Genomic DNA, 13,038 nt, shown 5'->3' with positions numbered 1-13,038 from the left:
GCGGCTCAGGCGTCGGGGTGCTTGAACACCAGGGCGGCATTGGTGCCGCCGAAGCCGAACGAGTTCGACAAGACGGCGCCCAGATCGACATTGTCGCGGCGCTGGCGGACGATGGGCATGTCCTCAAAGGCCGGGTCGAGCGTGTCGATATTGGCGCTGGCGGCGATGAAGCGGTGCTTCATCATCAGGATCGAATAGATCGCCTCGTGCACGCCGGTGGCGCCCTGGCTGTGGCCGGTCAGCGACTTGGTCGCCGAGATGGGCGGGCAGGCGTCACCATTGCCGAACACGGCGCGGATGGCTTCGATCTCCTTGAGATCGCCCACGGGCGTCGAGGTGGCATGGGGATTGATGTAGTCGATGCGCGGGCCGGCGTTGCGCAACGCCATCTGCATGCAGCGGGCCGCGCCCTCGCCCGAGGGGGCCACCATGTCGAGGCCATCGGAGGTAGCGCCATAGCCCACCAGCTCGGCCCAGATCTTGGCGCCGCGCGCCTTGGCGTGCTCATACTCTTCGAGCACCAGGACACCGGCGCCGCCCGAGATGACGAAGCCATCGCGCGCCGCGTCATAGCAGCGGCTGGCCTTTTCGGGGGTGGCATTGAAGTCCGAGCTCATGGCGCCCATGGCGTCGAACAGGTTGGACAATGTCCAGTCGAGATCCTCATGGCCGCCGGCAAAGACGATGTCCTGCTTGCCCAGCATGATCTGTTCCATGCCATTGCCGATGCAATGCTTGGAGGTCGCGCAGGCGGCAGTGATCGTATAGTTCACGCCCTTGATGCCAAAGGCGGTGGCCAGCGTTGCCGAGGCGGTCGAGCCCATGGCCTTGGGCACGGCCAGCGGGCCGATGCGCTTGGGGCTGGTGTTCTTGCGGGTGGTGTCGGCAGCTTCCACGATCGTGCGGGTGGAGGCGCCGCCCGAGCCCATGACAATGCCGGTCATGGGGTTGGAGATGTCGGATTCCTCCAGGCCCGCGTCAGCAATAGCCTGCTGCATGGCAAGGTAGTTCCAGGCCGCGCCCTTGCCCATGAAGCGGGTGACGCGGCGGTCGAGCAGCTCGAAAGGATCGAGCCGTGGATCGCCCTTGACCTGGCTGCGGAAGCCCAGGTCGGCATAGTCCTGCGCGAACACAATGCCGGGCCGGGCGTCTCGCAGGCTTTGGGTGACCTCGTCCAGCGAATTGCCGATCGAGGAAATGATACCCATGCCGGTGACGACAACTCGTCTCATAGTGGCCTCGCTCCGTCTTGATCGGACGCCCTTGAATGGGCGGTTATTGTTCTTTGGTGGCTACAGAAAGGCACCGGTGTAATCAGGCGCTCTTTTCGCCCTGCATCGGCGCGTCCGTGAACAGACCCACGCGCAGGTTCTTGGCTTCATAGATCACTGCGCCGTCGGCCTTGACCCAGCCATCGGCGATGCCCAGCGTCAGGCGCCCCTTCATGACGCGCTTGAGGTCGATGCCATATTCGACCAGCTTGACGTCATCGGTCACCTGGCCGGTGAACTTGATTTCCCCGCCCAGGGCGCGGCCCTTGCCGGGCTGGCCGATCCAGCTGAGGAAAAAGCCGGTCATCTGCCAGATGGCGTCCAGGCCAAGGCAGCCGGGCATGACGGGGTCGCCGATGAAATGGCACTTGAAGAACCACAGGTCCGGATTGACGTCGAGCTCGGCGCGCACCTGGCCCTTGCCATAGGCGCCGCCGTCCTCGGTGATCGAGGTAATGCGGTCGAACATCAGCATCGGTGGGGCAGGCAGGCGTGCATCGCCCTGGCCGGGCAGTTCGCCGCGACCATGCGCCAACAGCTCTTGATACCCAAATGCGCTCTGCCGCTCGGCCATGCACCTAACCCCGGTTAACCTTGTGTTCGTCTCGTATAGCGGTGCAACAGGGGGGTCAAGGGCGGCAAGGCCAGCGCCAGCGGGGCTTTGCCCGTGCTGCGACTGCAGCGGCGCTTGTATCGATGTCCCGTGCTGTCTATAAGATAGGGCACAAATACAGGCCCTTTCGTGTACCCGAGGACCCCAAGGACCCATGACTGATCGCAGCCAGACCGCCCGGTCGATTCCTTCGCGCAAGCCGTGCCTGACCGCGGTGCTGCGCATGGCCGGACTTCGCCCGACACGCCAGCGCGTGGCTCTGGCCGAGCTGCTGTTTGGCGGGCCGCATCGCCATGTCAGTGCCGAGCAGCTGCACAGCGAGGCGGGCGAGGCACGGGTCAATGTGTCGCTGGCCACCATCTACAACACGCTGCACCAGTTCCATGAAGCGGGGCTGCTGCGCGAAGTGGCGGTGGATGCCTCGCGCTCCTATTTCGACACCGACACGTCGGACCACCACCATTTCTACGTCGAGGACGAGCAGCGGATGATCGATATTCCGGCCGCCTCGGTGGAGTTCCTGGCGCTGCCCGAGCCCCCCAAGGGCATGAAGGTCAGCCATGTGGACGTGGTTATCCGGGTGCGCAAGACGCAGGCCTGAGCCCCTTGGGCCGGCGCAGCACAGCGCGACAATAGTGTTGCATCAAAGAGGTTTACGGCCGGAATCGGCGCCACGTGACTGCGTGACGGCGCGCTCCTGCTGTGAACAAAATGGGGCTGTCCAGCCCCCGTCGCGGCAAAAACGCCTTGCGGTGGCGGTGACAGAGCCTGAGCCATGACCCATATTGCAGGCTGAACGACAATAGCGGCAAGGGTGGCCAATGAGCCAAAAGGTCAATCTGAACGCCTATTTCGAACGAATCGGCTTTGCTGGTTCAATCGCCCCGACCTTGGCGACACTCGAAACCATTCATGGCCTGCACCCGGTGGCCATTCCCTTTGAAAATCTTGATCCGCTGATGGGGCGCCCGGTGCAGCTCGATCAGGCCAGCCTTGAGCAGAAGATGCTGCACAAGGGACGTGGCGGCTATTGCTTTGAGCACAATACGCTGCTGATGAACGAGCTGCGCGAACTCGACTACAGCGTGCGCGGCCACGCCGCCCGCATGTTGTGGGGCCATGGCGAGGGCGGGGCGAGCATGATCAGCCATATGGTGCTGGTCGTGGACATTTCCGGCAGCAGCTATCTGTGCGACGTGGGCTGCAGCGTCTTTACGCTCACCGCGCCACTCAAGCTGCGCGACGGCGTCGAACAGCAGGTGGGCGATAACCTGTTCCGCCTGAGCAAGGTGGATGACCTCTGGCGGCTGGATGTGAAACTGGGCGAGGACTGGCGCGGCATCTATCAGTTCGAGCCAGTCGAGCAGAGCGAGGGCGACATCGCGGCCATCAACAGCCTGGTGGAAAAGGAATATTACAGTCGCGCGCTGCTGTTCGCCGCCCGGGTGGACAAGGAGGTGCAGTATGCCCTCTCCGGCAACCGGCTGAGCATTTACCGGGCCGGCCAGGACCCCGAGCGACGCTATGCCGAGGACGTGGCCGGGCTGCGCACCATGCTGGCCGACGTGTTCCGCATTACCCTGCCGACGGGCGAGGATTTCGAGCCGGCCCTGCAGCGCGTGCTCACCGCCGCGCCGGCGCGCGCGACGGTCGACTGACATGGCGCCCGTCGTCGTGGACCCGGCCAAGGTGCTGGAATTTGCCGACCGGCAGAGCTTCTACGACTGGCTGGGCGCCAACCACGATAGCGCCGACGAAATCTGGATCCGTATCTTCAAGAAGGCCAGCCGCGTGCCCAGCATCACGCCGGTCGAGGCCATCGATGTGGTGCTGTGCTGGGGCTGGATCGACGCCATCAAGAAGAGCTGGGACGAGACCAGCTTTGTGCAGCGCTATTGCCCAAGGCGGCCAAAATCGGTGTGGAGCCAGATCAACCGCGACAATGTCGCGCGGCTCGAAGCCGCCGGCCTGATGACGGAGCACGGACGGGTGCATGTCGCGGCGGCCAAGGCGGATGGTCGCTGGGACGCGGCCTACAAGACGACGCAGGATGCGCCGGCCGATCTGCTGGCGGCCATCGCCGCCAATCCCGCGGCGCAAAAGACCTATGAGGGCCTCTCCGCCCAAAACCGCTTTGCCGTGATCTTCCGCACCAACAGCCTCAAGACCGCAGCCGGGCGGACCAACAAGATCGCCGGCTTTGTCGACATGCTGGCGCGCGGGGAAACCATCTATCCGCAAAAGGACAAGGGCTGATGGCGGTGTGGTGCGGCTTTCTGCGCGGGGTCAACCTGGGCAAGCGGCAAATGAAAATGGCCGAGCTCAAGGCGTGCCTCGAGACCGCGGGCCTGGGCGCAGTCAAGACCTTTCTGGCCAGCGGGAATGTGCGGTTCGAGGCTGAGGGCAACGAGGCGGACGTCCGTCACCGCATCGAGGCCGCGATGGAAAAGAGCTTTGCCTTTCCGGTGCGCGCCGTTGTCCGCTCGGCCGATGCGCTGGCGGCCATGGTCGCGGCGGCGCCCTTTGCCGGGCTCGATCCGGATGCTGACCTGACACGCCATGTGCTGCTGTCGGACCGGCCCTTTCCCGAGAGCTGCGCGCTCGAGGGCCGCCCCAAGGATACTGAGATCGTCCGCATGGATGATCGGGAGCTCTATCTGGCGACCTATCGCCAGGCCAACGGGCGCTATACAGAGCATGTCGAGGAGGTGCTCAAGCCGCTCTACGCCGCGGTCGGCAAGGATTGGCTCGACACCATGCGCAACTGGAACACGATAGAGAAGATTTTGCAGTGATCACCGTATTCGGCTCCACCAATCTTGATCAGATCGGCACCGTGCCGCGCCTGCCCCAGGCGGGCGAGACTGTGGCCGGCGGCACCTTCTCCATGGCGGCCGGTGGCAAGGGCGCCAACCAGGCGCTGGCGGCGCGCCGCGCCGGCGCCAAGGTACGCCATGTCTCGGCCGTGGGGCAGGACAGTTTTGCCGCGCCCGCTCTGGAGCTTCTCGAGGGCGCCGGGGTCGATCTGGCCGAGGTACGCCGCACCACCGAGGCCACCGGCATTGCCATGATCTTTGTCGATGCGGCCGGTGAAAACTGCATTGCCGTGCTGCCGGGCGCCAATGGCACCATGACGCCCGCCGATGCCGAGGCCGCCGTGACGAGCATGGCCAGCGGCGATGTGCTGCTGGTGCAGCAGGAAATCCCCCAGGCCGCCAGCCGCCGCGCGCTCGAACTGGCCAGTGAGCGGGGCATCACCAGCGTGTTCAACACCGCGCCCTTCCTCGCCGACACCGCGTCCGTGGCGCCGCTGGCCAGCATTGTGGTGGCCAATGAAACCGAATTTGCCCTGCTCAGCGGCCGGCCCGAGAGCGAGCTTGATGCCGCCATGGCCGACTGGGCCAAAGCGCATAACCAGACGCTGATCGTCACCCTGGGTGGCGATGGCGTCAAAGCCATTCGCGACGGCAAGGCGCTGCACGTCAAGGCGCTGCCGATCAAGCCGGTCGATACCGTGGGCGCCGGCGACACCTTCTGCGGCTATCTCGCCGCCGGGCTCGATGCCGGGCTGGATCTGGAAACCGCCCTGCGCCGCGCAGCGGCCGCGGGGAGCCTTGCCTGTCTCAAGCCCGGGGCGCAGCCGGCCATTCCGCTAGCGTCCGAGGTGGATGCGGCGCTCAAGACCTAGTCCCGAAAGCCTTCGGCGACGGCATCGATAAAGGCCATGACCCGGCGCGGCACCAGCTGGCGCGAGGGGTGAATGGTGTGGATGGGCAGGCTGGGCAAGGTCCAGTCTTCCAGCACGGCGACCAGATGGCCATCGGCGAGATCGTCGGCGACCAGATCGCGCGGAATATAGGCCAGGCCTGCACCGGCCAGCGCCGCGGCGCGCAGGGCCTCGCCATTGTCGATCTCGACATTGCCATTCACCTCCACGGTAAAGGGCGTGCCATCCAGTTGCTGGAATGGCCAGCGGTTGCGCGGCGTCAGGTTGAGATTGAGCACGGCCGGCAAGTCCCGCAGGCGGTCGGGATGGTCTGGCGTGCCATGGCGGCGCAGAAAGGCCGGCGCCGCACAGCAGGCAAAGCGATAGGTGCCGACGCGTCGGGCGATCATCGCCGCGCCGCGCAATTGGCCGATGCGCACCGCCAGGTCGAACCCTTCGGCCACAAGGTCAACGCGGCGGTCGCTCAGGCTCATCTCGACGATGACATCGGGGTGGCGCTCGACAAAGCCCGCGATGATGGCCGGCAATCGCTTGATGCCGACCGTTGTCGGCGCGCTGACGCGGATGCGCCCGGCGAGCCGGCCGGAGTTGGGATGGGTCAGCTCGTCAAGCGCCTCGGTGGCCTCGATGATGGCCGTGGCGCGCAGCAGAAAGTCATCGCCCGCCATCGTCAGGCGCTGGTTGCGGGTCGTGCGTTCGATCAACCGCGTGCCATAGCGCTCCTCCAGCGACTGGATGCGACGGCCGACCATGGCAGGCGAGACACTGAGAAAGCGCGCTGCGGCAACAAAGCTGCCCAGCCTCACCACAGCCAGGAACGTGCGCAGGTGTTCAAGCTCAACCATTCGATACTTCTATGCAATTGTATCGCGCATATCCATGCAATTTTCTTTCTAATCGAAAGGGCGCAGCTTGCGGCCATCACAGATATGCGTTGCATGGAGACTTGAGATGACCACACTCGCCATTATCGGCCTGGGCAATATGGGCAAGGGCCTGGCCCGCCGCCTCGCCGGCAAGATTGACCTGCTGATTGCCACGCGGGAGCTGGCTGCAGCCGAAGCCTTTGCCGCCGAGCTGCCGGGCAGCCGCACCAGGGCGCAAACCACCGATGCCGCCATTGCCAGCGCCGATATCGTGGTCCTGGCCATGCCCTATGCCAAGGCGCTTGAGGCTGCGGCCAATCCGGCCCTCGCCGGCAAGATCGTGGTCGACATGAGCAACCCGATCACGCCCGACTTTGCCAATCTGCTGCTGGGCTTTGACGCCTCGGCCGCCGAGACCATCCAGGCCGCTGCGCCCCAGGCCAAGGTGGTCAAGGCCTACAACACCATCTTCTCGGCCCTGTTCGACCAGCCGGTGAACGAGACCGCGACCCTGCCGGTGTTCCTCGCAGGCGACGATGCCGATGCCGTGGCATCGGTGTCCGAGCTGGTCACGCTGTCCGGCTTTGTCCCGGAAGAAACCGGGGCCCTCGCCACCGCACGCCTCCTCGAGCCGCTGGGCCTACTCAACATCAAATTCGGCTATGGCCTGGGCCAAGGCACCCTGATCGCGCCCGCCTGGGCTCGTCTCCCGGCCTAAAGGCGACACCAGACAAAAGGGGCAGGTCCGACGGACCTGCCCCTTTTTGTTTTCTGGCCTGGCCGGCGCTCATCGGGGCACCAGCACCATGACCATCTCGCGGCCTACCGAGCGCGGCTGGCCTGTCTCAAGCCGGGCGCGCGACCGCCCACTCCACTGGCTGCCGATGTAGATTCGCTGCTGGCGGGATAGGGGTGGGAGGCGGTAGGGCAGGTTTTGGGCAAACAAGGCACAACGCCTGCCGTTTACATGATCAATGAGTTTCGTCGTCAGCGCGCCCCATCTCCTTCGCACAGCGGAGGTGGTTCGCAGTGCAAGAGCGGACACTTTGGCGAACGGATGTCGAAGCAAGTCTGCCCCACAGAATCTCGGTATACATCAAGTCGATGATCGGGCGTCGGGCCGACGTCAGTTTTACCGAAAGGGCTGCCGCACAATTGCGCTATTGCTGCGCAGCAATGCACTCATAAAGACACAAAGTGGCGCCTACTTGGCGCCCCTTTGGTCAATCATATCGATGGCTACGTCTAGAATTCGTTCCAGTCTTTGGCAACAGCAGCATTGCCATGGCTGATGTAGGCCTTGGCCGCGTGCTTGACCTTTTCCTGCAAGCCCTTGATCCCGATGCGCTGGGCCGGGACGACCACCGGCGCAGCCTTCGCCGGTCGGACACTTTCATCGAGTACGAAGATATCAACGATCCGGTCGAGCTCGCTGGCCTGACCCTCCGTCTGCTCGATTGCCGCATTGGTTTGTTCCACCAAGGCAGCATTGTGCTGGGTCATCTCGTCCATCTGCCGCACCGCGACATTGACCTCCTCGATCGAAGATGCCTGTTCCTTGCTGTCGCGTGCAATGGCTTCCATCACCAGGCTGTTCTCGCGGATCCCCGCCAGAATGGCTTCCAGCTTACTGGCCGCTTCGGCCACCAGCTTGGAGCCGCCCGCCACCTCGGTGGCGCTCTGCTCGATCAGCAACTTGACATCCGAGGACGCGCTGGCCGCTGACTGCGCTAGCCGCCGCACTTCCACCGCCACCACGGCAAAACCCTTGCCAGCATCACCCGCGCGCGCCGCTTCCACCGAAGCGTTTAGCGCTAAAAGGTTGGTCTGAAAGGCGATGTCGTCGATCAACCCGATGATATTGGATATCTTGGATGAGGAACTCGTAATCCGCTCCATCGCCCCAGTAGCCTGGGTCATGACCACACCGCCTTCTTCGGCGGCCTGCGATACTTCCCGAGACTTCACGCTAGCATCCTGGGCCTGCTTGGCGCTCTGCTGCACCGCGGTTGCCAATTGCTCCATGGTCGCCGAGGTCTCTTCGATCGTGGCAGCCTGCTTGGTCGTCCGCTCGCTCAGATCATTGGCGCCGGCCAAAATCTCGCCGGTCGCCGCACGCACGCCGCGGGAGGTGTTGCGCAACTGACCCACGATATCTGTCAGCTTGTCAGCCACTGCATTGGTGTCCTCTCGCAACTTGGCAAAGGCGCCATTGTGCTGGCCGCTAACGCGTTGCGTCAGATTGGTGTCAGCCAGGCTTGACAGCACCCGCCCGGTTTCCCCAAGGCTCTCGTCCATGGTGGTGATCAGCCCATTGATCGATGTGGCCAGATTGGCCAGTTCAGGATCGCTGTAGCTGGTTTCGATGCGGGCCGAGAAGTCGCCATTGCTGGCTGCATCTACCACGCGGTTAAAGTCGCTGGACAGCTGCTGCATCGTCGATCGGCGTTCCTGACGGCTGGCGGCCGTGGTGCGCTGTACTTCGTCGGCAAGCAGTTCGGCTTCCTGGGCGCTGGACCTGGCCTGTTGTGAACGCTCGTCGGCTATCTGAAGCAGGTGGTGGGTATTGACGGTCATCCAGACCAGGCCGACCGCTTCGATAATCAGAATTACGGCGTGCAAGAGCACACGCCCAAAGCCGCCGCCACCATAGAAGATCAGGTCGTCGAGCGTCATGCCCAGCACCAGATGGTGCATGGCAACCAGCGCTGCACCCAGTAAGATGGCTTTGGTATCGTAGAGCAGGGCGCAGACAGCCAACCCGGCAAAGAAAGCCATGTGGATGTCGTTCTGTTCGGGCTGACCCCGAGTGGCAATCAAAATGGCCATAACCTGCGCCATCATGACGGCGACTGCCATATAGCGGAATGCGGCTGACTGGCGGCTGATCAGATAGGTGATGGCTAGCGCGGCGAGGCCCAGGCCGGCCAACATGCTGGCCAGGCCCAAGGCCCCCTGAAACCTCAGTTCAGAGATGAGTGCGATCGCGGCCATGGTCGCCGCCAAAGCGGCAACAAAGATCGATGCGCGACTGCGGATGGTGTCAAGTGTCATGTTGTTTCGCGATCTGGTTGAGGAGCACAGAGCCCGGCAGCCTTGAGGAAAAAAAGCGCACCAAGGCGTCTGGCCCGCTGCTGGAAATCGGCGTCGACAGCATAGGCTACGACGATATTGGGAAGGGTGGTTGGTGCCACGACATATCCGCCAGCAGCGCGCACGATCGACCAGGCTGTCTCTTCGCTGGTGAAGGGCGGAAAGGCGACCGCCATTTGGCCCTTGCCCTGAGGCGCCAGCATGAAGGCCGCAACAAGTAGCACCGAAACAGCCGAGAAAATAAACGCTGGAGCCATTTGGCGCATTCTAGCGAGCCTCACGCGGACATTCGGACCACGTTCATGGACATATAATTAGGCTTGAAGGGTTACCAATTTGATTAAATTCTACCGCTCTACAAAACTGTCGCAGCGCTCATTCTAGCGCAGCTTGGGGGGTACTTCACTTGAAGTGCGCCAAGTCCGCTTTTGGGTTAACCCAATGGCTACTCGAACGACTGAAAAGGGGTCGGAAACGGACAAGCGTACGACGGCCAGATCGGCGTTATCCACTCTGTACCCAAAATGAACCAAAGCGGCAGGACAGCTCTGCTTGCTGCGCTGAAAACATGACCGCCGGGCGACAACAGGTTGGCTTGACTGCCGAATCCGCCTGTTCCAGGAGTTCGCGCGACCGCAGCCGCCGCTCGGCGCAAAGAGCCCTTGTCCAGCGGCCGGGTTCGTGCGACCGCTTGCGGCAAGCGGGACGCCACTAGGGGAATCTCAGCTTGGAGCAGAGGGCCCTGGCTTTGCCAAATGATCAGATTTCATACCGATTTACCCCACCAAGACCGGACGATTTCGTAAAGCTGCGGTCTGACTGCGGATGGGGCGAGATCGGTCTCGACACGGCAACGAGAGCGTTGGAGCGCAGTGTCATTGATCTCACCTGTTTTGAAGGTGAACAGCTCATTGGCATGGGTCGCGTGGTCGGGGACGGGGTGCTGTATTTCTACCTGCAAGACATCATCGTGCGACCAAGCCATCAGAACCGCTCAATCGGGCGACAGATTGTGTCAAAGCTTCTCGAAGAATGCCTGGCACGCGCTGCGATGGGCGCGACGATTGGTTTGATGTCTGCGAAGGGCAAGGAAACCTTCTACCGGCATTTTGGCTTCCAGGAGCGCCCCACCGACAAGCTGGGTGCCGGGATGACCCGATTCGTCCTGTCGAAATAGCTGCCCTTCAAACACCTTGCAGCATTGGGCACTCTGGGCTCGGCGTGGACCTATCCTGCTGTGCACGTGATCGAAAATTGTTGCGGCGGCAGGCCGCCGCCACCTCCGCGCAGCGCCAACAAACAAAAATCTTATCCCCGGTCCTCGCCAGCGCCCGCATACTGCTGCCACCCCTGCCGGTCACGCGGTGCCGACGAAGCGCCGGGCGGGGGGACTGGCTGCATGGGGTCGCCCAGGCCGATGCGTGTATGCTGACCACCGGTCGGGCAGACGGGGGCGGAGTGGGTGCCGGACGAGCGGGCACAGCTGCCAGAACCGGAATTGCCCACCCCGAAAGGGGGACCGCTCGATGCGTGCGCAGGAATACCAGCTCGTGTGAAGCGGCTTTCGCCTCTTCAATAACCAATCAGGGGGCGCAAGCCCCCGGGGCGAAAGCCGCTTCATACCGTGTCCCGCCGGCGCATGTCTTGCGCGTGGCGCTCTTGGCGCAGGCAGCGGCAAACAAAAAGGCAGGTCCACCGGACCTGCCTTTTGCACGAGATCGTTTCATGTTCAGACTGACCCGGCTCTGTCGCCCCCTCCCCCTTGAGGGGAGGGTCGGGGTGGGGGTGGTTCTGAGGGCCACTGAGAGACCCCCTCCCTCGGTCCCTCCCCTCAAGGGGGAGGGAGGCAAGAGAACCGCAAATCAGCTCAAGTGTGAAATGCTTTAGCTGTCGTGGGGCTGCCCTTACTTGGGCGCCAGCACCATGACCATCTGGCGGCCTTCTGAGCGCGGCTGGCTCTCGACCTTGGCAATGGTCTCGGTCTGCTCGCGCACCTTGAGCAGCACCTGCATGCCCAGGTCCTGGTGCGCCATTTCGCGGCCACGGAAGCGCATCGTCACCTTGACCCGGTCACCATCGTCGAGGAACCGCTGCACGGCCTTCATCTTGGTCTCGTAGTCATGCGTGTCGATGTTCGGACGCATCTGGACTTCCTTGACCTCGATCACCTTCTGCTTCTTGCGGGCCTCGGCAGCTTTTTTCTGCGCGGCATATTTGAAGCGCCCCAGGTCGAGCATCTTGGCGACCGGAGGATTGGCATTGGGAGAGATCAAGACAAGGTCGAGGCCCTGTTCCTGGGCTTCAGCGAGCGCAGCACGGGTGTTTACGATCCCGCGGTTCTCGCCTTCAGCATCGATGAGCTGGACATCGGGGCTGGTGATATCTTCGTTGGACGGCGGCCCATCTTTTTGGGGCGCAACTGGTCTCATTGGACGGCGAATGGCAAACGATCCTTTTGTTGTTTAGCCAAGGGGTGAATTGCGCCATAAAATCGTGTTAGCCGCACCATAAGTCAACTGGCTAAACCGCACAATTTCAGGCCCATTGGGCCATTGAAGCGCCATTATAGCCCCTGATTGGCCGAATGGCTAATCCCCAGTTCGCGATGTGATGAAAGGCCCGTTCATGACCAGCTCGACCCGTTTCACCCTCACTGTCGGCGCAGGCGCGGCGGCCCGCGACATTGCCGTCGAACAGCGGCAGGGGAAAGGGCCAGGCCTGTTCTGGCTGGGCGGGTTCCGCTCCGACATGGCGGGCAGCAAGGCCATGGCGCTCGATGCGCTGGGCGCCGAGCAGGGCCTGGCCGTCACGCGCTTCGACTATTCCGGGCATGGCGTATCGGGCGGGGACTTCAACCAGGGCACCATCAGCCGCTGGCTCGAAGAGGCCCAGGCAGTGCTGGCCACCACGAGCGGCCCGCAGATCATCGTCGGCTCATCGATGGGCGGCTGGATCGCCCTGCTGCTGGCGCGGGCGCTGCTGGCAGCCGGCACGCCGGCGCATGGCCTGGTGCTGGTGGCGCCGGCGCCGGACATGACCCATGCGCTGATGCTGCCCGGCTTCACCCCCGACGAGCGGCAGGCGCTCAAGAGCCAGGGCTATGTGGACCAGCCCAGCCAATATTCGGACACGCCCTATCGCATCAATCGCACGCTGATCGAAGATGGTGCGCGGCATCTGCTGCTCGGCGGGGTGGTGGAGACAGGCTGTCCGGTGACCATCCTGCAGGGCGGGCAGGATCCGGACGTGCCGCCAGCGCATGCGATCGAACTGGTGACCCATATCCTGCACGATCCGGTGACGCTGACGCTGATCCCCGATGGCGACCATCGCCTGAGCCGCGACGAGGATCTGGTGCGCCTGCGGCAGGCCGTACTGGCCTTGGCTCAGTCCAAATAGGCGCCATCCGGGCGGAAATTGCATGGTGCGCATGCTGCAGCGCGGTTGATTGTCGGGGCCAAATGCCGT

General features: G+C 63.4%; 14 protein-coding genes. 8 read left to right on the top strand and 6 right to left on the bottom strand.

Annotated elements, in window-relative coordinates; translation table 11 throughout:
• Window positions 1-5: 5 nt before the first annotated feature.
• Both fabB and fabA read right to left on the bottom strand, forming a co-directional pair.
• Complete coding sequence (gene fabB, locus K1177_RS15650; RefSeq protein ID WP_224704531.1) at window positions 6-1,232, bottom strand: beta-ketoacyl-ACP synthase I; 1,227 nt, start codon at window positions 1,230-1,232, stop codon at window positions 6-8.
• 82 nt (window positions 1,233-1,314) lie between these two features.
• Window positions 1,315-1,845: a 3-hydroxyacyl-[acyl-carrier-protein] dehydratase FabA gene (gene fabA / locus K1177_RS15645; RefSeq protein WP_224704529.1), complete on the bottom strand. Its 531-nt coding sequence runs from the start codon at window positions 1,843-1,845 to the stop codon at window positions 1,315-1,317.
• Between the two features lie 193 nt (window positions 1,846-2,038).
• Here fabA and irrA point away from each other — a divergent pair, with 193 nt between their 5' ends.
• The 5 genes from irrA to K1177_RS15620 all read left to right on the top strand — a co-directional run bounded on the left by irrA (window position 2,039) and on the right by K1177_RS15620 (window position 5,572).
• On the top strand, window positions 2,039-2,485 hold the full coding sequence (gene irrA / locus K1177_RS15640; protein ID WP_318153301.1) for an iron response transcriptional regulator IrrA: 447 nt from the start codon (window positions 2,039-2,041) through the stop codon (window positions 2,483-2,485).
• 220 nt (window positions 2,486-2,705) lie between these two features.
• Complete coding sequence (locus K1177_RS15635) at window positions 2,706-3,542, top strand: arylamine N-acetyltransferase family protein (protein ID WP_224704527.1); 837 nt, start codon at window positions 2,706-2,708, stop codon at window positions 3,540-3,542.
• A 1-nt stretch (window position 3,543) separates the two neighbouring features.
• A complete protein-coding gene (locus K1177_RS15630) occupies window positions 3,544-4,140 on the top strand; it encodes a YdeI/OmpD-associated family protein (RefSeq protein ID WP_224704525.1) in 597 nt (198 codons plus the stop codon).
• A complete protein-coding gene (locus K1177_RS15625; RefSeq protein ID WP_224704523.1) occupies window positions 4,140-4,679 on the top strand; it encodes a DUF1697 domain-containing protein in 540 nt (179 codons plus the stop codon). The genes K1177_RS15630 and K1177_RS15625 overlap by 1 nt, the downstream gene beginning before the upstream one ends.
• Window positions 4,676-5,572: a ribokinase gene (locus K1177_RS15620; RefSeq protein WP_224704521.1), complete on the top strand. Its 897-nt coding sequence runs from the start codon at window positions 4,676-4,678 to the stop codon at window positions 5,570-5,572. Before K1177_RS15625 ends, K1177_RS15620 begins: the two co-directional genes overlap by 4 nt.
• Here K1177_RS15620 and K1177_RS15615 read toward each other — a convergent pair.
• Window positions 5,569-6,456: a LysR family transcriptional regulator gene (locus K1177_RS15615; RefSeq protein WP_224704513.1), complete on the bottom strand. Its 888-nt coding sequence runs from the start codon at window positions 6,454-6,456 to the stop codon at window positions 5,569-5,571. The two genes, K1177_RS15620 and K1177_RS15615, sit on opposite strands and share 4 nt — an antisense overlap.
• A gap of 106 nt (window positions 6,457-6,562) precedes the next feature.
• On the opposite strand from K1177_RS15615, the gene K1177_RS15610 reads away from it, so the two are divergent.
• The gene (locus K1177_RS15610; RefSeq protein ID WP_224704511.1) at window positions 6,563-7,195 is read left to right on the top strand and encodes an NADPH-dependent F420 reductase; all 633 of its coding nucleotides are present in this window, start codon (window positions 6,563-6,565) and stop codon (window positions 7,193-7,195) included.
• 527 nt (window positions 7,196-7,722) lie between these two features.
• On the opposite strand, the gene K1177_RS15605 is transcribed toward K1177_RS15610, so the two are convergent.
• Entirely contained in the window at window positions 7,723-9,531 is a 1,809-nt protein-coding gene (locus tag K1177_RS15605) for a methyl-accepting chemotaxis protein (RefSeq protein ID WP_224704509.1), read from the bottom strand.
• On the bottom strand, window positions 9,528-9,827 hold the full coding sequence (locus tag K1177_RS15600; protein WP_224704507.1) for a hypothetical protein: 300 nt from the start codon (window positions 9,825-9,827) through the stop codon (window positions 9,528-9,530). Before K1177_RS15600 ends, K1177_RS15605 begins: the two co-directional genes overlap by 4 nt.
• A gap of 470 nt (window positions 9,828-10,297) precedes the next feature.
• Here K1177_RS15600 and K1177_RS15595 point away from each other — a divergent pair, with 470 nt between their 5' ends.
• On the top strand, window positions 10,298-10,747 hold the full coding sequence (locus K1177_RS15595; protein ID WP_224704505.1) for a GNAT family N-acetyltransferase: 450 nt from the start codon (window positions 10,298-10,300) through the stop codon (window positions 10,745-10,747).
• A 727-nt stretch (window positions 10,748-11,474) separates the two neighbouring features.
• Here K1177_RS15595 and infC read toward each other — a convergent pair.
• The gene (infC, locus tag K1177_RS15590; protein WP_171015719.1) at window positions 11,475-12,011 is read right to left on the bottom strand and encodes a translation initiation factor IF-3; all 537 of its coding nucleotides are present in this window, start codon (window positions 12,009-12,011) and stop codon (window positions 11,475-11,477) included.
• A gap of 184 nt (window positions 12,012-12,195) precedes the next feature.
• Between infC and K1177_RS15585 the strand changes: the two genes are divergently transcribed.
• On the top strand, window positions 12,196-12,969 hold the full coding sequence (locus K1177_RS15585) for an alpha/beta hydrolase (RefSeq protein ID WP_224704503.1): 774 nt from the start codon (window positions 12,196-12,198) through the stop codon (window positions 12,967-12,969).
• Window positions 12,970-13,038: the final 69 nt, after the last annotated feature.

The organism is Devosia aquimaris, assembly GCF_020169335.1.
In the GTDB taxonomy this organism is placed as follows: domain Bacteria; phylum Pseudomonadota; class Alphaproteobacteria; order Rhizobiales; family Devosiaceae; genus Devosia; species Devosia aquimaris.
Note: the sequence above shows the minus strand (reverse complement) of the source record. Positions and strands in the feature narration are given on the sequence as shown.